Origin of the sequence: Nitratireductor kimnyeongensis (assembly GCF_019891395.1) — a bacterium.
Lineage (GTDB): Bacteria > Pseudomonadota > Alphaproteobacteria > Rhizobiales > Rhizobiaceae > Nitratireductor > Nitratireductor kimnyeongensis.
Map to the genome: position 1 here is coordinate 3,671,674 of NZ_CP078143.1, position 21,967 is coordinate 3,693,640.

General features: G+C 58.2%; 22 protein-coding genes. 16 read left to right on the top strand and 6 right to left on the bottom strand.

Annotated features, from left to right (window positions below; translation table 11 throughout):
- The first annotated feature begins 12 nt into the window (after positions 1-12).
- From KW403_RS17430 to KW403_RS17505, 16 genes are all read left to right on the top strand, one after another.
- On the top strand, positions 13-1,065 hold the full coding sequence (locus KW403_RS17430) for a dihydrodipicolinate synthase family protein (protein ID WP_223020676.1): 1,053 nt from the start codon (positions 13-15) through the stop codon (positions 1,063-1,065).
- A gap of 385 nt (positions 1,066-1,450) precedes the next feature.
- Complete coding sequence (locus KW403_RS17435) at positions 1,451-2,194, top strand: FadR/GntR family transcriptional regulator (protein ID WP_223020677.1); 744 nt, start codon at positions 1,451-1,453, stop codon at positions 2,192-2,194.
- Positions 2,195-2,220: 26 nt separating this feature from the next.
- The gene (locus KW403_RS17440) at positions 2,221-3,183 is read left to right on the top strand and encodes a Bug family tripartite tricarboxylate transporter substrate binding protein (protein ID WP_223020678.1); all 963 of its coding nucleotides are present in this window, start codon (positions 2,221-2,223) and stop codon (positions 3,181-3,183) included.
- Between the two features lie 23 nt (positions 3,184-3,206).
- Positions 3,207-3,674 carry a tripartite tricarboxylate transporter TctB family protein gene (locus tag KW403_RS17445; RefSeq protein ID WP_223020679.1) on the top strand — a complete coding sequence of 156 codons (468 nt, stop codon included), beginning with the start codon at positions 3,207-3,209 and terminating at the stop codon, positions 3,672-3,674.
- Entirely contained in the window at positions 3,674-5,182 is a 1,509-nt protein-coding gene (locus tag KW403_RS17450) for a tripartite tricarboxylate transporter permease (protein WP_223020680.1), read from the top strand. Before KW403_RS17445 ends, KW403_RS17450 begins: the two co-directional genes overlap by 1 nt.
- Positions 5,183-5,186: 4 nt before the next feature.
- Entirely contained in the window at positions 5,187-5,891 is a 705-nt protein-coding gene (locus KW403_RS17455) for an SDR family NAD(P)-dependent oxidoreductase (RefSeq protein WP_223020681.1), read from the top strand.
- Positions 5,892-5,905: 14 nt separating this feature from the next.
- Positions 5,906-6,601: an RraA family protein gene (locus tag KW403_RS17460; protein ID WP_223020682.1), complete on the top strand. Its 696-nt coding sequence runs from the start codon at positions 5,906-5,908 to the stop codon at positions 6,599-6,601.
- A gap of 17 nt (positions 6,602-6,618) precedes the next feature.
- Positions 6,619-7,140, top strand: coding sequence for a 2,4'-dihydroxyacetophenone dioxygenase family protein (locus KW403_RS17465; protein ID WP_223020683.1), 522 nt, complete (start codon positions 6,619-6,621; stop codon positions 7,138-7,140).
- Positions 7,141-7,534: 394 nt separating this feature from the next.
- Positions 7,535-8,779, top strand: coding sequence for a septal ring lytic transglycosylase RlpA family protein (locus KW403_RS17470; RefSeq protein ID WP_223020684.1), 1,245 nt, complete (start codon positions 7,535-7,537; stop codon positions 8,777-8,779).
- Between the two features lie 87 nt (positions 8,780-8,866).
- Positions 8,867-10,039: a D-alanyl-D-alanine carboxypeptidase family protein gene (locus KW403_RS17475; RefSeq protein WP_378596798.1), complete on the top strand. Its 1,173-nt coding sequence runs from the start codon at positions 8,867-8,869 to the stop codon at positions 10,037-10,039.
- Between the two features lie 123 nt (positions 10,040-10,162).
- Positions 10,163-10,828, top strand: coding sequence for a dTMP kinase (gene tmk, locus KW403_RS17480; RefSeq protein ID WP_223020685.1), 666 nt, complete (start codon positions 10,163-10,165; stop codon positions 10,826-10,828).
- Complete coding sequence (locus KW403_RS17485) at positions 10,828-11,871, top strand: DNA polymerase III subunit delta' (RefSeq protein WP_223020686.1); 1,044 nt, start codon at positions 10,828-10,830, stop codon at positions 11,869-11,871. Before tmk ends, KW403_RS17485 begins: the two co-directional genes overlap by 1 nt.
- Positions 11,872-11,954: 83 nt before the next feature.
- Positions 11,955-13,514, top strand: coding sequence for a methionine--tRNA ligase (gene metG, locus KW403_RS17490; RefSeq protein WP_223020687.1), 1,560 nt, complete (start codon positions 11,955-11,957; stop codon positions 13,512-13,514).
- A 5-nt stretch (positions 13,515-13,519) separates the two neighbouring features.
- Positions 13,520-14,308 (top strand): TatD family hydrolase, encoded by a 789-nt coding sequence (locus KW403_RS17495; RefSeq protein ID WP_223020688.1) that lies wholly within the window; start codon positions 13,520-13,522, stop codon positions 14,306-14,308.
- Complete coding sequence (locus KW403_RS17500; protein WP_223020689.1) at positions 14,305-15,129, top strand: MBL fold metallo-hydrolase; 825 nt, start codon at positions 14,305-14,307, stop codon at positions 15,127-15,129. The genes KW403_RS17495 and KW403_RS17500 overlap by 4 nt, the downstream gene beginning before the upstream one ends.
- Entirely contained in the window at positions 15,126-15,596 is a 471-nt protein-coding gene (locus tag KW403_RS17505) for a YbaK/EbsC family protein (RefSeq protein WP_223020690.1), read from the top strand. The genes KW403_RS17500 and KW403_RS17505 overlap by 4 nt, the downstream gene beginning before the upstream one ends.
- A 213-nt stretch (positions 15,597-15,809) precedes the next feature.
- Here the strand turns inward: KW403_RS17505 and KW403_RS17510 are convergent, their stop codons facing one another.
- The 6 genes from KW403_RS17510 to KW403_RS17535 form a co-directional block, all read right to left on the bottom strand.
- Positions 15,810-16,688 (bottom strand): aldose 1-epimerase, encoded by an 879-nt coding sequence (locus tag KW403_RS17510; RefSeq protein ID WP_223020691.1) that lies wholly within the window; start codon positions 16,686-16,688, stop codon positions 15,810-15,812.
- A gap of 102 nt (positions 16,689-16,790) precedes the next feature.
- Positions 16,791-18,110 carry an HlyD family type I secretion periplasmic adaptor subunit gene (locus KW403_RS17515; RefSeq protein WP_223020692.1) on the bottom strand — a complete coding sequence of 440 codons (1,320 nt, stop codon included), beginning with the start codon at positions 18,108-18,110 and terminating at the stop codon, positions 16,791-16,793.
- The gene (locus KW403_RS17520; RefSeq protein WP_246637828.1) at positions 18,097-19,818 is read right to left on the bottom strand and encodes a peptidase domain-containing ABC transporter; all 1,722 of its coding nucleotides are present in this window, start codon (positions 19,816-19,818) and stop codon (positions 18,097-18,099) included. The genes KW403_RS17515 and KW403_RS17520 overlap by 14 nt, the downstream gene beginning before the upstream one ends.
- 72 nt (positions 19,819-19,890) lie before the next feature.
- Complete coding sequence (locus KW403_RS17525) at positions 19,891-20,124, bottom strand: glycine zipper domain-containing protein (protein WP_223020693.1); 234 nt, start codon at positions 20,122-20,124, stop codon at positions 19,891-19,893.
- A gap of 121 nt (positions 20,125-20,245) precedes the next feature.
- Positions 20,246-20,707: a toxin-activating lysine-acyltransferase gene (locus tag KW403_RS17530; RefSeq protein ID WP_223020694.1), complete on the bottom strand. Its 462-nt coding sequence runs from the start codon at positions 20,705-20,707 to the stop codon at positions 20,246-20,248.
- Complete coding sequence (locus KW403_RS17535; protein ID WP_223020695.1) at positions 20,704-21,669, bottom strand: hypothetical protein; 966 nt, start codon at positions 21,667-21,669, stop codon at positions 20,704-20,706. Before KW403_RS17535 ends, KW403_RS17530 begins: the two co-directional genes overlap by 4 nt.
- Positions 21,670-21,967 lie beyond the last annotated feature (298 nt).

A 21,967-nucleotide genomic window follows, 5' to 3' on the forward strand; every position in this document is an offset into this window, starting at 1 on the left:
GAAAGCTTCACCATGAAAATAAGTGATCTTCCCGCAACGCCCCTTGCCGCCCTGCGCAAGGGAGGCGTGATCCCGGCCCACCCTTTGGCGCTCGATGCCAACCGCAGGCTCGATGAACGCCGCCAGCGCGCCCTGTCGCGTTACTATCTCGATGCGGGCTGCATCGGTCTCGCCGTTGCCGTTCACACCACGCAGTTCGAGATCCGCGATCATGGCCTTCTGGAGCCAGTGCTTTCGCTTGCCGTCGAAGAGGCGAGCGCGCATGCGAGCTCGCCTTTCATGGTGGCTGGCGCAGTCGGTCGGACAGATCAGGCCGTGCGCGAGGCCGAGCTTGCGCGATCCATGGGTTACCACGCCGTGCTTCTCAGCCTGGCGGCAATGAAAGAGGCGAGCGTCGACGACCTGATCGACCATTGCCGCGCCGTCGCCGATGTTATTCCGGTGGTGGGTTTCTATCTGCAAACCGCTGTTGGCGGACAGGCTCTGCCCTATGCATTCTGGCGACGCTTTGCCGAGATTGAAAATGTGGTGGCGATCAAGATGGCGCCGTTCAACCGCTACCGAACTCTTGACGTGGTGCGCGCGGTGATCGACGCCCGGGCGGAAGATCGTATTACGCTCTACACCGGTAATGACGATCACATCGTCTCCGACCTGATGACGAAGTTCACATTCAAGCGCGACGGTGCACCGGTTAGCGTGCGGATCAAGGGTGGGCTTCTGGGGCACTGGTCGGTCTGGACACGCAGGGCCGTGGAGCTGATCGAGGAGATCCATGAGCGTCCCGAAAGCAGGAACGCCAGCGAGTGGCTGGAACTCGATGCCCGCACCACCGACGCCAACGGCGTTCTGTTCGATGTGGCAAATGATTTTGCAGGTTGCATCGCCTGTCTGCACGAAGTTCTGCGTCGGCAGGGGCTGCTCGAAGGAACCTGGTGCCTCAATCCGAACGAAACCATGGGGCCTGGGCAAATGGAGGAACTCGACCGCATCTGCCGCGATTACCCCGAACTCAACGATGATGCTTTCGTGGCTGCGAATTTGAAACGTTGGCTGAACGGCTGATTGCGGACCTCTTTTGAGCATCCTGGCCTTTTATGGCCTGCAATCAGCACTCCTGCAGGGTGGCTTAGCTAAGTCTCCATTGCATGAAGGATGTATCGTGCAGAAAATGGGTGGTGGCTTCTCACCGCCCGTTTTTTTAGTCTGTGCGCGCCCTATTTGCAGGCTGCCAAAATCGCGCCAAAGCTGCCCATTGGGCCCCAATTCTGGTCAGGGGCGCACGGTCATCCCCGCGAAACTCCCAAACTTTCCACCCGCTCTAACACTGCTTGTCGTCAGCATTCTGCCGAAAGAAATCCGTCAGCATGCCCGGCTGGCCAGGACAGGGTCTTGACAGAATTTGAAATTCAGGGCTCATTGATCCTACCAATGACGACAGGGAGGAGTCATGACGTCGCGCGTTGGGTCGCAATGGAGGTCGGGAGCCTTCATCACGGCAGAAGCCATCGGCCAGGCAATTGTGGAGGGAGAGTTTTCCGAGGGCGAACGTCTGCCTCTGGAAGCTGAACTCGCATCGCGCTTTGCAGTCTCTCGAAATACGCTTCGAGAGGCGATGAAGCTGCTTGCGGCCAAATCGATGGTGGTCATCGCGCCGCGCCGAGGCACCGTGGTTCTGCCGCGGGCGGAATGGAATGTGCTTGATCCCGATGTGATCGACTGGTTCGGCGCCTTGTTTCGCGCCGATTCCGCATTCATGGAGGAACTGGTCCAGACGCGCCAGACGATCGAACCGGCCGCAGCGTTCGAGGCCGCCCGTTCAGCCGCTCCACACCAGGTCGAGGCCATCGCTGCAGCCTATCGAGAAATGGAGGAGCAGCGCGGCAGCGGCAGCACCGCGGAACAGGTCAGGGTCGACGTCGCCTTCCACCTCTCTGTGGCGGATGCAGCGAACAACCGATTTATCCAGTCCATCATCCGCTCGATCATCCACGCGGTGCGCGCCAATTTCGAGGCGCTTATCGAACACCCGGGCAATTTCGAGGGCAATCTGAAAAACCATCGGCAGGTCTACGAGGCCATTGCAGCACACGATCCAGATCAGGCCCGTGGCGCGATGGAGCGGCTTCTCGAGCAGAGCTTGTCCGACACGAAGGAGCTTTTCGGTTCAACGCGAACCAGCAATCGGCATTGAGGAATGCCATTAACGGAGGAGAAGCAATGAAATACGTAACTTTGACGACGCTGCTTGCAGCGACCGTGGCCTTCGCCGGCCCCGCATTTGCAGAATATCCAGAGCGTCCCATCACGCTGATCGTGCCTTGGTCGGCCGGCGGCGGCACCGATGCTGTAGGGCGAATGCTCGCCAAAGGCTTGCAGGATGAACTCGGTACACCGGTCAATGTGGTCAATCGAACAGGGGCGGGCGGTATCGTCGGACACACGGCGATGATCGATGCCGACCCGGACGGCTACACGCTTGGGCTCGCGACTGCGGAGCTGACCACCTATGCCGCGATCGGCACGTCCGAAGCATCCCCTGCCGATGTGACACCGATTGCATTGGTGAATTTCGACGCGTCAGCATTCAACGTGCGCACCGACAGCGAGTGGGAAGACGCAGGCCAGGCGCTCGAGGCCATAAAAGCCAATCCTGGTAAGTTCAAAGCTTCCGGTTTTCCGGTTGGCGCTGCATACCATCTGGCATTCGCCGCTTTCCTGAATGACAATGGCGTCGACCCCACCGCATTGACCGTTGTGCCCAGTCAGGGCGCCGCTCCCGGCTTTCAGGAACTGGTTTCGGGAGGCGTGGCTGTCGTTCCTTCCTCCCTGCCGGAAGCCGCATCCATGCGCGATGCCGGTCTGGTGAAGACGCTTGCCGTCCTGGCGGAAGAGCGCCTTGCATCCTATCCCGATGTACCGACCGCCAAGGAGGCCGTGGGCACCGCCTCGGTCGGTGGCACCTGGCGCGGCGTTGTCGGGCCAAAGGGTCTGGACGCAGCGGTCGCCGACAAAGTCGAAGCTGCGCTCGACAAGGTGTATCAGAGCGCAGAGTTTCAGGAGTTCATGAGCAGCCGCGGTTTCGGCGTGCGTTGGCTCCCTGCAGGTGAGTTTGGCACGTTCATGGAAAATGCGTCCAAGAGCAATGCCGAAGTCATCGAGAAGCTTGGCTTGAAACAGTAGTTTTGCGTGGGGAGGCCTAGATCATGCGTATGAACGACGCCGTCACGGGATGCGTCTTCGTCCTCCTGTCGGCACTCATCCTGTTTGCCGCTCGCGGTTTCCCCACTCTGCCGGACCAGCCCTATGGGCCCGGCACGTTTCCCACCATCATTGCGGCTGTGATGCTGGTGGGAGGCCTCTCACTGATCTGGAGTGGCGCGCGCAGCCGTGCGCCACTCCTTGTCGTTGCGGACTGGATGCGGGGTTCGGCCACGCTTCATCGGATGGTCTGGGTGCCGGGCTTCGTGATCGCCTATATCTATCTCAGCAAGCCGATCGGGTTCCCGATTCTGGTGCCGGTGTTGCTCGGAGCATTCCTGACCGTGACCACGGGCAGGCCGGTGCGTGCGGCCACCATCGCAGTGCTGGGCACCGCCGCTCTGTGGCTACTGTTTGCCTATATCCTGCGCGTGCCGCTGCCGCTCGGTCTTCTGACAGAGGTGATCTACTGATGGATGCGGTTCTGACAGCCTTTGGTGAGGTCCTGCAGCCGCAGGTCTTCCTTATTATTGTGGCCGCCTCCGCCTACGGGCTGATGATCGGCTCTATCCCCGGGCTCACCGCCACCATGGGCACCGCGCTGCTGGTCCCGATCACCTTTTTTCTGGATCCTATCCCTGCCATCGGCGCTATTGTCGCGTCCACCACCATGGCGATCTTCGCTGGCGATATTCCCGGCGCGCTTCTGCGCATACCCGGTACACCTGCGTCGGCCGCCTATACGGACGAATCCTATCGCATGCGCGAGAAAGGGCAGGTGGAGTTGGCGCTGGGCGTCAACATGCTGTGCTCTACCATTGGCGGCCTTGTCGGTGTTGCAGTCCTTATTCTCGCCGCTCCTCAAATTGCAGCGGTCTCTCTGGGGTTTTCGAGTTACGAGTATTTCTGGTTGGCGCTGCTTGGACTGTCCTGCGCGATCTTCGTTTCCAGCAGTTCACCGGTCAAAGGTGTTCTCTCGTTGTGCCTCGGCCTGATGCTGTCCACGATCGGCATCGATGTGGTGATGGGGGTGAAGCGCTTCACGTTCGGCGATACCGAACTGATCGGGGGCGTGTCCATAATCCCGGTTTTGATCGGCATGTTCGCCATTACCGAGATCCTGCGCAAGGTCGCACGCCCCTCGCGGTTGCCTGCGCCGCCACCGGTGCGGCTCGGCGCCATGATATCGGGTGTCGGAAGCACAATCTGGCGTTTCAAGGGCGGGGTTGCGCGTTCCTCTCTGCTCGGCAGCGTCATCGGCGCCCTGCCGGGGGCGGGCGCCGACATCGCCGCGTGGATTGCCTACGCGCTCTCCAAAAAGTTCTCCCGGACGCCTGAAAAGTTCGGCACCGGCTACCCCGAGGGCATCGTCAGTGCATCCAGCGCCAACAATGCGGCACTGTCTGGAGCTTATGTGCCGAGCCTTGTCTTCGGCATTCCCGGTGACACGATCACGGCAATTCTGATCGGCGTTCTCCTGATGAAGGGTATCACGCCCGGACCGATGGTTTTCGTAATGGACACCGGGCTGGTCAATGCCATTTTCGCGGTTTTCATTATAGCGAACCTTTTGATGCTGCCCTTGGGGCTGGCGGCTGTTTACGGCTCGCGCCGCCTCCTCAGCATCCCGCAGGACATTCTCTTTCCGATCATCCTTCTGTTTTGCGTTATCGGAGCCTTTGCCGCCAACAACACGCTGTTCGATGTCTGGGTCATGCTGGTTGTCGGTCTCATCGCCTTTATCCTTGAAGAGAATGATTTTCCGTTGGCGCCCATGATCCTGGCTCTGATCCTCGGACAACTGGTCGAAGAAAATTTCATGAAATCGATCATCAAGGCGGACGGGCAACTGACCGAGTTTTTCGCGCGTCCCATCGGCGGAACGCTCGGCGTGCTGACACTGGTGATCTGGGTGCTGCTGATCGGGATATCGCTCTACAGGGCAACCAGGTCGCGCCGTGCAGAAACAATTGGAGAGTGAATACATGACGAGAACGATTGTCGTGGTCGGTGGATCGAGCGGCATTGGCCGCGCCATCGCCACGGGATTTGCGGGCGAGGACGGCACACGCGTTGTGGCAACCGGGCACGAAGAAGGCTTCATCGCCGACCTGCCGGAGAACGTGGAGAGCGCGGTGCTAGATGTGCAGGATGCCGATGCCGTGGCCACGTTCTTCGCCGGTTTCAATCGTATCGACGTGCTTGTCAATTGCGCAGGGGTGATCCGGCGCAACGGAGCGGAGTTTCGCCATCAGGATTTCGCAGAGGTGCTGGATATCAACCTCAACGGAACGCAGCGCTGCTGCGAGGCTGCCCATATTGCGCTCCAGGCCGCCGGTGGCTGCATCATCAACACCGCATCCATGCTCACCTACTTCGGCAGCGCCACCTCACCGGCCTATGCCGCTTCCAAAGGGGGTGTGGCACAGCTCACCAAGTCGCTGGCCATTGCCTGGGCTGCCGATGGCATCCGTGTCAACGCGATCGCCCCGGGCTGGATCGTCACCGACCTGACACGGGCGCTGACTGAAGACACTGCGCGCAGCGAACACATCTTGTCGCGCACACCCATGAAACGTTGGGGCAGGCCGGCAGATCTTGCTGGCCCCGCTCGTTTTCTCGCATCTCCCGAAGCTGCCTTCGTCACCGGCGTCATCCTGCCCGTCGATGGCGGTTATTCAGCCTCTTGAAGAAGGATCTCCTGATGAACAAACCTTATGCCACCGACACGGAAATGTTCGCGCTGATGCGTGAGCGGCTGTTCACCGCCGTGCTCGGCGACATTCTTGACGAGATGGGCCTGCAGAATCAGTTTCTGCCGGCCGGCATCGCACCATTGAAACAGAAGATGGTGCTGGTTGGCCGCGCCATGCCGGTTCTCGAAGCCGATGTGTTCGGCAAAGGGGGAGACGAGGCGCGCGGTCCGCTCGCGCACAAGCCCTTCGGGCTCATGCTCGAGGCACTGGACGATCTCAAACCAGGAGAGGTGTACGTCGCCACCGGCGCGTCGCTGCGCTATGCGCTGTGGGGCGAGCTCATGGCGACACGGGCAGGCTTCCTGAAAGCGGCCGGCGCCGTGCTCGATGGTTATGTGCGGGATGCCGATGGCATCGAAACACTCGGCTTCCCGACCTTCTGTCGTGGTGTCTATGCGCAGGATCAGGGACCGCGCGGCAAGGTCATCGATTTCCGTTCTCCGGTTCAGATAGAAGGCATCAAGGTCGAGCCCGGCGCACTCGTCTTCGGTGACCGCGAGGGCGTGCTCATCATCCCGCCCGACGCCGAAGAGGAAGTGGTGCGCCGTTCGCTGGAGAAGGCGGAAACGGAAAACCGGGTCGGCGACGCGATCCGCGCAGGCATGCCCGCCGTCGAGGCGTTCGAAACCTTTGGCGTGATGTAAGCGAGGAAGAAACAGAGATGGCCCAGAGCGAAGACGAAAAGAGAATGCCTTACCAACTGCCAATGCCGCCAGAGGCGAGCAGTGACATCGTTGTTTCCAGCGTTATCCCTGAGGATGACCGGGTGTGGGTTCCGCAGGCCGAGCAGGTCTGGTTTCGACCGCTCTGCCTTAATGCCTCGCAGGGTTACTGGGTGAACCTTCTGAAGGTGCGAAAGGCGGGAGTTCTGGCCCGCCATCGCCACCCGAATCCCGTTCATGGCTATGTGATCAAGGGGCGATGGCATTATCTCGAGCATGACTGGGTGGCCGAAGAGGGGGGCTATGTCTATGAGCCGCCGGGTGAAACCCACACCCTTGTGGTGCCCGAGGACGTCGAGGAAATGATCACGCTGTTTCAGGTGAATGGGGTGATGTATTACGTCGATCCATGGGGCAAACATGAAGGCTTCGAGGACGTCTTCACCAAGATCGAGATGTGCCGCAACCACTATGAAAAGGTAGGATTGGGCCGCGACTTCGTCGATCAATTTATTCGTTAGAAACCACCAAAAAGCTATTGTTATCGCTTGATAACTTGATCCTTGATGCCGCGCGAGGAGCTGACCTGACGAGCTTCTCGCAGGGCGAGGTGGCCTCATGCGGGAGTGATTTGCGAAACACCGGGCGTGCGAGATCTACATTCCCCGCGAATTGCATATCGGGCGCTGCCAAAGTAATCCTTGCCCCTGAAATACCGATCCAGACCACAATTTTGGCGAGTTGCCCCTTTGCTGCCACAAATGATTAACAGCTTGCTAAGATATTTCGGGTCAGGGTGCGGAGGGCATCCTGTACTGTTGAAGACTGGAACGCCTTGATTCCGGTGGTATTTGATGAGTGGGGATATCTCGCGATCATGAACGCGATTTCGATGCCTGGGGGAGATGCGGGCGCATGAGTTTTCCGACTGCCGCTCGCCGTTTATCAGGCCGACGCTTATCTTGCGGAATTGCCATTGCTGCCTGCGCAGCATTGTTGACCGCATGCAACTCGACGACGCCGAAGGTTGCGGTCAGCAAAAGCAAATCCAAGGAATATTTCGCCGAATCCGAATACGGCGTGAAAGCAAGCCCGCGTATTTCCACAAAATCCTCCAACCTCCGCCGGGGCGGGGGACGGTATCAGGTCGGAAAACCCTATCAAATCAAGGGAAGGTGGTATCATCCCAAGGAAGATCCCGACTACGAGAAGGTCGGTGCAGCTTCCTGGTATGGCGACGCGTTTCATGGCCGACTCACAGCCAATGGCGAAATCTACGACATGACGCATCTGACGGCCGCGCATCCGACGATGCCGTTGCCGAGTTATGCGCGTGTGACCAACATGAACAATGGCAGCTCGGTCCTCGTGCGTGTGAACGACCGTGGACCTTTCGCACACAACCGGATCATCGATCTGTCGAAACGTGCCGCGCAACTTCTCGACTACCAGAGCGCCGGCGTGGCTCAGGTGAAGGTCGAATATGTGGGGCCCGCCCCGCTGGAAGGCCGTGATGACGAATATCTGCTGGCCTCTTACAGACCAAGCGGTGTAGCGCCTGATCCTTCCGACGGGCAGGCCACCGGTGTGATGGTGGCCATGAATGGCCCGACACCGACAGCCATGCTCCCTGGCGTAAAGGCGGCCGATGCCTTCGCCAGCCAGCCCGGCCTGACACCACCCACGCCGATTGCGGCATCGTCAGCGTTTGAATTGCCGAGTTCGGGACCGATCGTGCCTGATCGTCCGCGTACGGCACCGCTCGACGCTGTTCCGCAGAATATGGCGGCACTTTCCTATGCAGACCAGCGCATCAATGCTGCGGCGGGCGCCTTTGACAGCGTACTGAGCGCCAACAATGCGCTGCGATCACAAGATGTTTCACGCTGGTGGCAGCAGAAAAACGACACGTTTCGGCCTGATACCCCAAGGGATACCGGCACATTTGTGAGCGTGGGTGTTTGGACGGAGCGTTCGCAAGCAGAGGTGCGGGCGCGGGAACTGGCAACCTATGGCGAGCCGCAGATTGAAACCGTATACGATGAATCGGGCGCCGTTCATTACGCTTTGAAGGTGACGCCCAGCACGCAGTCGCTTGTGGACACGCTTCTGCAGGCAGCCTGGGCAAGTGGGGCGGACGACGCATTCATCGTGCGATAGCCACGATCCGCCACTTCGCCAGCAGTTGATTTTGAGGCCTTCATACCGCTAGTTTCAGGGTCTATTCCTGCGCTAGGGGGCGTTGTCTTGTTTTCCGCGTACAAAAGAACACTGTTTTTTGCCTGCTGCCTTCTGCTGTTTGGAAGCCAGACAGTCTCGGCACAGCTTTTTGAAACCCGTGCTGAACAGGCATTTCTGGTTGAAGCCGAGACCGGCACGGTGCTTTTTTCGAAAAACCCCGACGAGCGTATACCGCCTGCCTCATTGGCCAAACTGATGACGATGGAAGTCGTTTTCAACGCGATAAAAAGCGGGCGGCTCTCGCTGAGCGACGAGTTTTATGTCAGTGAGCATGCCTGGCGGACCGGCGGGGCGGTATCCGGCACCTCGACGATGTTTGCCGAGATCAAGTCTTCCGTTCCGCTAGAAGCCTTGATCCAGGGTGTGATCGTCCAGTCCGCCAACGATGGTTGCATTATCATCGCCGAGGGAATGGCCGGGTCGGAAGAAAACTTTGCCCAGTTGATGACCGAACGGGCGAAAAAGATCGGCCTCAGAGATTCCGTTTTCGTGAACGCGACGGGCCTGCCCGCCGAGGGGCAGCATGTGACAATGCGTGATCTGGTTACGCTGGCGATGCATCTGCAGCGGGAATATCCGCAGTTCTACAAATACTATTCTCAAGATGCCTTCACCTGGAACAAGATCCTCCAGCGAAACCGCAATCCGCTCCTGCGCATGGATATCGGGGCCGAGGGGCTCAAGACCGGTTTCACGGAAGCCTCCGGCTATGCCATCGTTGGCGCGGTGAACCGCAATGGCCGCCGCTTGTTTGCTGCCATGAGCGGGCTGTCGAGCGAAGCCGAACGGGCGGAGGAAGCGCGCAAGCTGCTTGATTGGGGTATTCGCGCCTTCGAGAAGATCGACCTTTTCAACACCGGGGAAACGGTCGGTCAAGTTTCGGTTTTCGGGGGAGAAAAGGCCGAACTGGCGGTCCGTGCCAAGGGGCCGATCGCCATCTTTCGCCCCATCACCAATGCAGACCGTTTGCGCGCGCGCATCGTCTATCAGGGGCCGATCCCGGCTCCCGTGGAAGAGGGCGATGAGGTCGGCACGCTGAAGGTCTGGATCGGCGATACGCTGAGCCAGGAGACGCCTCTTTATGCGGCAGAAAGCGTTGAAAAGGGAGGGCTTCCTGACCGCGCGCTTGATGCTGTGGGTGAGTTGCTGATCGGTTGGCTGCGCAAGTACCGCTCCTGATCGGCACCGGATTCAAACAGCCGTTTACAACACACAACAGCATGGACCTTGGACAAACGAAGGCCTAAGTAGGTTTCTGCCGGCAATGACGCCGCAGGGAATTTGGAAGAGGAACAGGAACTCTTGTCTCGCGGATTCTTCATTACATTCGAGGGAGGCGAGGGGGCCGGAAAATCGACTCAGATCATGCAGCTTGCTGCCAGTCTGCGAGAGCAGGGGCACGATGTGATCATCACGCGTGAGCCCGGCGGTTCTTCGGGGGCGGAAGCGGTTCGGCATGTGCTCCTGTCGGGTGCGGCGGAGCCTTTTGGACCCGCGATGGAGGCCATACTTTTTGCGGCAGCACGCTCCGACCACGTGGAGCAGGTAATCCGCCCGGCGATCAAGCGCGGAGCCATTGTTCTGTGCGACAGGTTCATGGATTCCTCGCGTGTCTACCAGGGTGTGACCGGCAATCTCGATCGCGATTTCATGGAAAGTCTTGAGCGTGTCACCGTCAACGGCATGGTGCCGGACCTGACGCTCATCCTCGATATCGACCCTGAAGAGGGATTGCGCAGGGCCAACGCCAGACGCGGGGCTGAAGCGCCGGACCGCTTCGAAAAGGAAGCGCTTGCAACGCACCGCCGCCGAAGAAAAGCGTTTCTGGAAATCGCCAAGGCCGAGCCTGCACGCTGTGTGGTAATCGATGCATCGATGCCAGCCGACAGGGTCACGACGGCCATCCGGCGCGCTGTTCAGCATACCATGGCACAATTTGAGGCAAGACATGAAAGGAGCGAGGCCTAATGTTCGAACGCACCGCGCCGGAACGCTTTGATACCTTGCCGGAAATCCCCGAGCCTTCGGAGAATCCGCTTTTGGTCGGGCATGAAAGGGTGGCGGACATGCTGGCCGGTGCCTACCGGGCGGGTAAACTGCATCACGGGCTTCTTTTTGCCGGACCTCCCGGCATCGGCAAGGCCACGCTCGCTTTTCACCTTGCCAATCATCTTTTCACCCATCCGCGGGCGGAGGATGCACCAGAGAAACTGTCGGTGCCGGATCCAAAATCACAGGCTTTCCGACTGATCGCTCAGGATGCGCACCCCTCGCTGCTGCACCTGTCGCGGCCCTTTGTGGAGCGGGACAAGAAGTTCAAAACAGTCATCACTGTGGATGAAATCCGCCGCATTCAACGATTTTTGTCGCTGACAACCCATGATGGCGGATACCGGGTCGTGATTGTCGATCCGGCAGACGATCTCAATGTCAGCGCCGCAAACGCACTTTTGAAGAGTCTCGAAGAACCGCCGCCGCGAACGGTCTTCATTCTGATCGCCCACTCGCTCGGGCGGCTTCTTCCCACGATCCGCTCACGCTGCCAGATCGTGCGCTTTCAACCGCTTTCAACGCCGGATCTCGCGGGTTTGTTGCGCGCACTCGATGCGGCAGATGGTGGCAACGATGAAGAGATCGCCGCACGAGCCCAGGGGAGTGTGCGCAACGCGATCCTTCTCTCGCAGTTCGGTGGAGCCGAGATTGCTGATGTTTTGCAGAAACTCGTGACGGCGCGCAGCTTTGATGCCGCCGAATCCTTGCGGCTTGGCGAAGCGGTCAGCGGACGCGAGCGAGACGTCCAGTTTGCGATCTTCAATCGCACGGTGCTGGACCTGATCAATCAGTTCGCCACGACGCGCGCTGAAGCCGGTGACACAAGAGGGGCTGCAGCAGCGGCGGACCTGTGGGACGAGATAAACACAGCCATCCGGGATGCGGAAACGTTCAATCTCGACCGCAAGCAGCATGCCTCCGGCATTGCCGCGAAGCTTAATGCCGCATTCAACGCCTGAAGATGCGGGTTGGGCTGGCATGCGCATGCGCGATGCGCTATCTGGGCGTCACCTAGCAATGTGTTTTCTGGACGTTTTTCCCAATGGCCCGCGATAAGTTTTACATCACCACTCCGATTTTTTATCCCAACGGCAAACCGCATATCGGCCATGCCTATACGGTGATCGCGACAGATGCGATGGCACGCTTCCAGCGGCTTGATGGAAAAGATGTTTTCTTCCTGTCTGGCACGGACGAGCACGGGCTGAAAATGCAGCAGACCGCAGACAAGGAGGGCATCAGCGCACAAGAGCTGGCGGACCGGAACACAGCCGTTTTCCGCGACATGATTGCTGCGCTGGGTGGCTCGAACGACCAGTTCATCCGCACAACGGAGGAACGGCATCATCGTGCCTGCCAGGCGATCTGGCAGAAGATGGCCGACAATGGCGACATCTATCTGGACAGCTATTCGGGCTGGTATTCGGTGCGGCAGGAAGCCTATTTCGATGAGAGCGAAACAACGGTCGGCGAGGATGGCGTGCGCCGCGAACCGTTAGGGTCACCTGTGGAATGGAACGAGGAAGAAACCTATTTCTTCCGTCTTTCCGCCTATCAGGACAAGCTGCTTGCTCACTACGAGGCCAATCCGGACTTCATCGGCCCCGCAGAACGCCGCAACGAGGTTATGAGCTTCGTGCGCTCGGGCCTGAAGGATTTGTCCATTTCGCGCTCGACATTCAACTGGGGCGTTCCGGTGCCGGGTGATGAGAAGCATGTGATGTATGTGTGGGTGGATGCGCTGACCAATTACATCACCGCTGCCGGCTATCCTGATACGAATGCCGAGCGCTGGTCTTACTGGCCAGCGAACGTGCATGTGATCGGCAAGGATATCGTGCGCTTTCACGCCGTCTATTGGCCGGCATTTCTGATGTCGGCCGGCATAGAATTGCCCAAGCGCGTCTATGCGCATGGCTTCTTGTTCAACCGCGGTGAGAAGATGTCGAAATCGGTCGGCAATGTGGTCGACCCGTTCACGCTCATCGAGCACTACGGTCTGGATGCGGTGCGCTATTTCTTCCTCCGCGAAGTGCCGTTCGGACAGGATGGCAGCTACAGCCATGACGCCATCGTCAACCGCACCAACGCGGATCTGGCGAATGATCTGGGCAATCTCGCCCAACGCTCGCTCTCGATGATTGCCAAGAATTGCGATGGTGTCGTTCCCGAGAAGGGCACGCTTGGCGAGGAGGACTTTGCCATTCTGAAGCGCGCTGGCGAGGCGCTGGAGACGGCCCGGACCGCTATGGGCACGCAGGCGCTGCATCAGGCGCTCGGTGCGATCTTTAATGTGGTCGCCGAAGCAAACCGCTATTTTGCGGGGCAGGAGCCCTGGGCGCTGAAGAAAACGGATCCGACGCGTATGCAGTCTGTACTCTACACGACCGCCGAACTGGTGCGTCGTGTGGCCATTCTTTGCCAGCCCTTCATACCGGGGTCGGCCGAGAAGCTGCTCGATCTTCTGGCGGTCGACAAGGGCGCGCGGTCGTTTGCTCATCTGGGAGAGGAAAACGCCCTGGTGTCCGGCTCCGCTCTGCCGGCTCCGCAGCCTGTCTTTCCACGCTATGTCGAACCCAAGACGGACGGTGAGGGAGCCTGACATCGATGCTGGTCGACAGTCATTGCCATCTGGATTTCCCCGATTTCGAGGAGGACCGGGCAGGTTTCATTGAGCGCGCTGGTGAAGCCGGTGTCGGACTTATGGTGACGATATCGACCCGCGTGCGCCAGTTCGACCGCATTCGGGCGATAGCCGAGGCGCATCAGAACGTCTTTTGTTCCGTTGGCACTCATCCGCACAATGCGGATGAGGAGCTGTACGTGACAGCCGACGAACTTGTTCACCTTGCCGGCCATCCCAAGGTGGTCGCCATAGGTGAAGCCGGACTCGACTATTTCTATGACAAAGCTCCGCGCGACGCCCAGGCTCAGGGCTTTCACACGCATATCGAGGCGGCTCGCCAGACAGGTTTGCCGCTCGTCATTCATGCGCGCAATGCCGATGATGACATGATTGCCATTCTAGAAGAAGAAACAGGGAAGGGGGCCTTCCCCTTCATTCTGCACTGTTTTTCTTCCGGCGCTGCCCTTGCCAAAGCAGGCGTCGAGCTGGGTGGATATATCTCATTCTCGGGCATTCTGACGTTCCGCAATTCGCAGGAACTGCGCGACATAGCCAAAACTGTGCCGCATGACCGGCTGCTGGTCGAGACCGATGCGCCATACCTTGCACCTGTACCGAAGCGAGGCAAGCGAAATGAACCGGCTTTTGTTGCGCACACGGCGCATGTCCTGGCCGAAACAATCGGTCTTTCCGACGAAGAAACGGCTCGCCTGACGACGGAAAATTTTTTCCGCCTGTTCACGAAAGTGCCACGGGACGCTGCGCGGTGAGCGATGTTCTGCGCCTGACCATTCTGGGGTGCGGGTCTTCGCCGGGGACGCCACGGATTACCGGAGACTGGGGTGCCTGCGACCCTGAAAACCCTAAAAACCGGCGCCGCCGCTGTGCTGCAATGGTCGAACGCATCTCCAAGAACGGCGGCATCACACGTGTCGTCATCGATACGGGTCCGGATTTTCGGGAACAGATGATTTCTGCCGGCGTCGACCGGTTGGATGCAGCCGTCTACACCCATCCTCACGCTGATCACATACACGGTATCGACGATCTTCGCGGATATGTCCTCAACCAACGTCATCTGATGGATGTCTATGCGGACAAGCCGACGCTGGAACGACTGAACGAAGCGTTTGGCTATTGCTTCGAAACGCCGCCGGGCAGCAATTATCCGCCGATCCTGAACGCCTGTGCGATTAGCCATGAGACGGAATTCTCCATCCAGGGAGCCGGCGGGGAAATCACATTTATTCCGCTTCCTCAGATACATGGCGACATTCTCTCACTTGGATACCGCATTGGCGGATTCGCCTATTGCCCGGATGTCAGCGCCTTTCCGGACGACACACCGGAGCTGATTTCAGGCGCCGACACGCTGATCATCGATGCACTGCAGTATCGTCCACATCCAAGCCATTTTTCACTTGATGAAGCGCTGGGCTGGATTGAGCGTCTCGCACCGAGACGTGCAGTGCTGACTCACATGCACATACCGCTCGACTATGAGACCGTGTTGCGGGAGACGCCGGACCATGTGGAACCGGCCTTTGACGGCATGGTGCTGGAATTGCCCATTGAGGAGAACATGGAATGAGCAAGAGCATCAAACGCGTACAGCAAGCGGCCGACGCGGCCGGCCTGGCAATCGAAATCAAACGCATGGGCGAATCCACGCGGACCGCAGAAGAAGCGGCAAGCCAATGTGGCTGCACCGTTGCGCAGATCGTGAAATCCTTGATCTTTCAAGGCGAACAGAGCCAAAAGCTCTATTTGTTCCTGGTGTCGGGAAGCCGCCAGTTGGACACCACCAAAGCCGCGGCGCTCGTCGGTGAACCTTTGAAGCGCGCAGATCCCCGTCACATCCGAGATGTCACGGGTTTCGCTATTGGTGGCGTGTCACCACTTGGGCAACCCGACGAAGTCGCGCGTTTTGGGGATGAGAGCCTTTTGGGTTTCGATGTGGTGTGGGCGGCGGCAGGAGCGCATGATGCGGTATTCTCCGCTGAGCCAACCGCGCTATTCGAAGCCGCAGGCGTTCAGAAAGCCGATATTGCTTCATGATCAGGCAGCCGGCGCCTGAAATCCTAAATCGCATAGTTCCATAATCTATCTTATGCGATCTTTTGATAGCTCACCGCAAGCTCTTTTTCGATGCGCGAATTCCAACCATGCCAACGGGTTGGAATTCGCAATGAATGCGTAATCAGCGTATCTCCTCACCGCTGCGCAACGCTGCGTGCCAAATATCCATTTGGCAGAGACGGTCCAACTCTCTTACGGAATTTCGTCCACCCTGAGGCGCATTCTGGCTGCCATCGTCTCGCCTTGAGCAAGACGACGAAGGCCGCCGAAATCTGCGTGGTGAAAACCGTTTGCCGTATGACTCATCGGCTCAAAGCAGACGAACTCGAAATCTGGTGGCGGTGAAAAGAGCATGTAGCGCGAAAAGACCGGGTCGGCATCGATGGTGACCCGGAGACCAAGCTCGGGCCAGACCAGCCTGGCACGGCAATCCCATCCTTCAAAACAATGATTGAGCCCGTGATCTGGCAGTAGCCGCGGGGTTGAAAAATCAACAGTTTCAGGCAGCGGCTCGTTCCGGTCGGGGACGTGATACTCGTCTTCGGTCCACCAGGATTGTGCAAACGCCTGCAGGGTCATGCCGGGCGTTCTGGGAAAATATGGGTGTAAGCCGAGACCGAACGGCATAGCGTCCCCGCCCCTGTTCTCGACCTCGATGGATATTGTCAGACAGTTTTGATCGAGCGTAAACCGCTGCGCGGCCCTGTACGTGTATGGTGAGCCTGTATCCCCCACATGCTGCATTTCGAGCGCAGCGGAAATATCAGTCTGCTCCTTGACGGTCCAGTCGCTCTTCCAGCCTTCGCCATGTATGTAGAACGGTGGTGTATCATTGGGTTCGAAAGAGTAGGTTCGACCTTCATAATCGAATGTGTTCCCGCCTACCCGGTTGGAAAAAGGCACCATCGGAAAACACGCCGTATCCGTCGGTCCGAACGCTTCGTTTTCGGCCGCAAACGGCCGCATAAATGGCTGACGATTGCGATGATATCCGTCCAGAACGACACCGAAGCGTGGTGACACCCGAACACGCAAATCGGTGCTTTCCAAAAAAATTATATCGTCAGACATCGTTCCTCCAACCATCGCTGATCCCGCGTGAAGCATTACAACAAGCCCGCCTGAGAAACCATCCGCAGAAGAGTATTGAGGGACTCTGTTTCGCCCAACGTGTCAGCGCTCTCCCAGACTTTGGCTGAACTGGGCGGTGATCGGCGCCAGAAAATAGCTTATGAGTCGACGATCCCCTGTGATGGCATCGACACTACCAGTCATTCCCGGCCGCAGGGCAAGACGGCCTGCAGACGATTGCAGCGCATCATCCTCTGGCCTCAGACGCACAACAAACCCCCAACGGCCGCTGCCGCCCACTTCGATCGAGTCGCTCGCTATGTCGGTGACCGTGGCCATCATCGTACCAAACCGTTCGGCCGGATATGCATCAAGACGGATGCGTGCTTTTTGTCCAGTTCGCAGGAAGCCACTGTCTTCATTTGAAAACAGAGCTTCGAATTCGAGCTGGCTGTCATTTGGCACCACCCGCATCAGATCCTGACCGGCCTGGACAACACCGCCGACGGTGGTGACGGCCAGCTGTTCGACGGTTCCCGACATCGGCGACCGCAACTGTGTTGCCGCGACCCGTTCCTCCAGAGCTCTGCGGTCCTGCCGCAACGCCGCCAAACGTGCATCAATTTTGTCCCGCTTCTGCATTGCCCGGTTGTAATTGGCGCTAAAGAGCCCTGCTCGCTGGGCGTTCAGGACGGATGCTTCGGCCCTTGTCTTTGCAATTTCGCGCGCGACAACCTCTCTTTCGCTTTGAAGATCATCATAGGCAGCACGAACTTTTAGATAGGCTTCACGGGAAGAAATCCCTCGATCCATGAGTTTTTCTGCAGCCTCAAGCCGCTCCTGCTGGACGATGAGGGCGGTATCCGCACGGGCAACCCTGCCCTGCAGAACGTCCAGAGCCTTTCGATTAACATCCAGACGCGCATCGGCCCCGGCCAACCCATCTGCAAAATCCTTGAGTTCGGCTTCGAGAAGGCGCGCCTGCATGGCTTCGTCACCGACTTCTCCCGTCACGATTGGAAGACTTTCCTCTGCGCCGTTGCGAGCGCCTCCCCCATCGCGCAGCTCAACAAGCGCGGACAGGAAAGCCGCGATACGGACGTTGTCGCGCTTCAACCGAGCTTCTTCTTCGACCACCGCAAGAAGTTTGGTTTCGGCGGAGGTGGTGTCGAGGGTCAGCAGCAATTCTCCCTTTCTGACACCGACCCCGTCGCGTACGAGGATACTGGTAATGGAACCGGGATACTCGGCTTGCACCACCTGAACCCTGTCCAGCGGCACGATCCGAACGGAGCCGCGGGCGGTCACCTCGACACGCAGGACGCAGGCCGCAACGAGACTGGTCATGAAGATGGCCGTACTCACCAGAACGGTCAGATGCAATGTCGGGGAAGCTGCACCCGAGGTGTCAAACAGGCGCATGATTGGTTCCTGCAGAAAAATCTATGATCTGATCATGGTGTGCAAAAACATCCGGACGGTGCGTGATCACAACAATCGTCATCTTGTCCCTGAGCCGCATTAACTCCTTCACCATTCGGCGTTGTGACATTTCATCAAGCGCACTGGTCGGCTCGTCGAGTATGAGGATCGACGGTTGCTGAAGCACCGCCCTGGCGATCGCGATGCGTTGCCTCTGTCCGCCGGACAAGGCATTCCCCTGTTCTCCCACCGGCGTGTCGAGCCCAAGAGGCAATCGATCGATGAGGTCATCGGCCGATGCGACCCTCAGCGCATTTCGCAGCATGGCGTCGGGCGCGTTGGCGCATCGCAGCTGCAGATTCTCGCGGAGAGTCCCTGAAAATAGATAGGGATCCTGAGGAACATAAACGATCCGCGAGCGGACACTCTCCGGTTCGAACTCGCTGAGATCCTCGCCACCAATGCAGATGGCGCCTTCCATCGGCTTGTCCAGACCGGCAGCCAGCCGCCCAAATGTCGACTTCCCTGCCCCCGACGGCCCGACCACAAGGGTGCAGGAATGCGGCTCGATTACAAGGTTGTAACTGTTCAGGACGAGTGGCTGATCGAGGCCGTATGAGAAGGAAACCGAACGAAATTCCAGCCGGGGTTCGAGCCTATTCGGGAGCCGTTTTTTCTCGCCGAACGGTTCACGCTCGCTGCTCAAAATGTCTCCCAGACGCTGACGCGAGACACGAAGATTCTGCCAATCCTGCCACAGTTTGGAAAACCCGGCGATCGGCGCGGCAACCTTCTCGGCTATCAGTTGAAACGCTATGAGTTGCCCCAATGTCAGATCGCCGGCAAACACCTGTTGCGCTCCTACATAGATAACGCCAATGAAAACCCCCTTCTCGCAAATCATCGCCAATTGACCGCTCACAGCGTTCATCGTGTAGACGCTGCGAGAAGCCTGAAGGGTCTGGGAAAGCGTCTGACGCAAACGCGACAACATCGCGGTTTCCGCTGTCAGTGCTTTTACGGCTGTCATGCCAGTAAGATTTTCGACCAGCCGCGCCTGATGGCGAGCGCCCGTGTCGAACTGGACACGCAGGCGCTTTCGCAGCACAGGGCCAAAACACAGATACAATGCCGCCTGAAGAGGGAGAGCCACGGCCACGACGAGGGTCAGTTTTCCGGAGATCGAGAGCAGGACCGCGACGTAGAGAAAGGTGAAAAACAGATCCAGTGAAGCGCCAGTTGTCAAACCAACCAAAAAAGCCCGGATGGTGTCCGTCTCTCCAATCCGGGAGAGAGTTTCGCCCACGGGCCATTTCCGAAAATGGCGCAATGGCAATCGGAAGAGATGATCAAACAGTCGTGTTCCCAGTTCCAAGGTCAGACGGTTTGCGACTGAAACGCCCAGAAATGCCGCAAGCAGGTTGAAGCAGAGCTGGAAAACGTTAGCACCGATCATAACGATGACGATGACGATCAGCGATGCTTCGCGCTGAAACGGCAATATCCGATCGATCACCACCTGAAACACGAAAGGTTCCAGAAGCCCTATCAGCCGCACACAGACAGCTAAAAACGTAAGCTCGGCATATAATGGAATATGCTTGCGCAGCGTCGTGAGGAACCACGACAGGGGGACACCCTGTTCTTTTGGTGCGAACGGTATCGTCATAGAGGGACCTGTCGAGCGGGCATCCGCGACCGGGGCCATGTTATTACATGCCCCCGGCCTACTCAGTGCGGATTATTCAGCACCGGTTTCTGTTTGTGGCCTAGCCTGGTTTCAGGCCACAGCGCTCTCGATGGCGTCGCCGATAAGACCACCGACGGTATTTCCAACCGTGCCGCCGAGCTCGGCGCCCGGCACACTTCCGAAGTAACCACCAATGGCACCGCCGACGAGAGAACCGACAGCTGCGCCGACAGTGTGGCCCAGACTCTCGCCTTCCGCGCCGCCGCCGCCAAAGCTCACCGGTGCATCAATTCCAAGGTTATCAATCTGAAAATCATCAAACATTTCCAATATCCCTATTCCAAATTGCTTTTGAGTATGAAGCCGGAAACCGGCTGTTGGACCGGCGAATAATGTTCGCCGGTATGCACGCGACGCACGAGGCATCGGGTGCATTCGTTCAAGCCTAGGGCTGATCAACAGCCTCCTGACTTGGATATTCGACCTGGGCCCTGCTCTTCCAGTGTTTGACACTGCGAAGTGCTCCACTTGCGTGTCTGCGGACGCTGGTCGCGCGACGGCCAGGAAAAATGTTCTTTCGGAGATCGAAAATGATTTCGCGCGCGGTACCATAGGGCGCAAGAAAATCGTTGAAGAACAGTCGGTCGCCGCATCGCCACTCATGGACTCCCAGTGCGCGTCCTGTTTCAAGGACCGTTCGCTCGGTATCCTCGTCCAGAAACGCCCAACTGGCGAAACCCGTGGGTATCCCATCAGGAGTGAGATAGAACCGCGCCTGACCGAGACGCAAGGGCGGCAAAATCTCGACCTCCAAATAGCGCTTTAGCGAAAAATTCCGATGGTTTTCAGAGCGCGCCAGAAGTTCCAGCGCATATCCGACGCCGGAATACAGATCGATCGGCATCATGGCAGAGCCTCTACAGCGATACGCCCGGGCTCGGCACGCCGGAAATCGGCCGCCACCTGTGGGCAGTGGTTTTCAAACGAGGTGAGAAGGTCAGGAAGTCTTTGGATACAGGCGACCCGGTGCTCGAAATGCACAGGTTCGCCTTCCTGGCCCCGCTGCCACAGGACATATCCGAGCGGGGTCTGATGACGATCCAATGCCAAAAAGACACAGCGCCCCCGCATACACTCAAAAAGACAATCATATCGCGAGCCGATGGCTTCATCCGATACCCTCGCCACCGTGTCCTGAAGATCCAGCATCACCAGGCCGCCGATCTGCCGGTAGAGATTGGCGACCGTTCCGCCCGTGTCGTCGAGCGCCGGCAGTACGTATCGCTGTGGCAGGATGCTCGGGCGATCAAGGAAATCCGCCAAGAGCGAGGGCGCCTTTGCACCGCTCTTGAAGAGCGAAGCGATTTTTTTGTCTGTCCATTCCTGGAGAATCGCTTGCGCCAACAGCCGTGCTATCGGGTAGTTCCACCCGTAGTCATAGACCTCGCTACCGCACTCCTGAGCACTCACGAGCGACCGGAGGTCGTTCCCGAAATAGTTGGAATTGTGGGACACCCAAGCGGATTCAATGAGTGGTAATAACGAGGGTTGGTTCTCGCGAAGCCACGACAGGAAAAGCCGCTCCCCTAAAAAAGCGCACAATTCGCGCGCCACAGGTGGCATCGTGCTGCGACCGGAGGCCACAATCTGGAGGGCGTGAGAAAACTCATGCACGACGGTCAGAAGATCCGATGCGGTTTCACGATAGGGACAATTCACGAAGGGTAAGCCCTTACGCCCCCTGTCATACGTAAAGGCGCGACCTTCCCCACCGGTCTGAACCTCGAAATTCTTCGGCACCCGCAGTCGCACGGTTCGAATCGCGCTGGATAACTCGGGAAGCACTGCAGCAAGGGCCTGGGCCGCCATCTCCCAGGCAGCCTCTCCGGTCACTCCGACACATCTATCGCCATTCCTTGCTCCCACACCGATCAAAAAAATCGGAAGCCTGCGGTCGATCAAGTTTCGGCGAAGTGAGGTTGAATCCAGATTGTTTTCACTTAACCATTTAGAATATATATCAGTCATATAAATATATTGTATATATTACATTTTCATATGGGTTATGACGTCAATATACATGATGAATTCTTGTTAGCATCATGAGTTTTGTGAAATAAAGCTTCTAAAGATATTTATAATACCCCGACTGATTGACGATAATCAG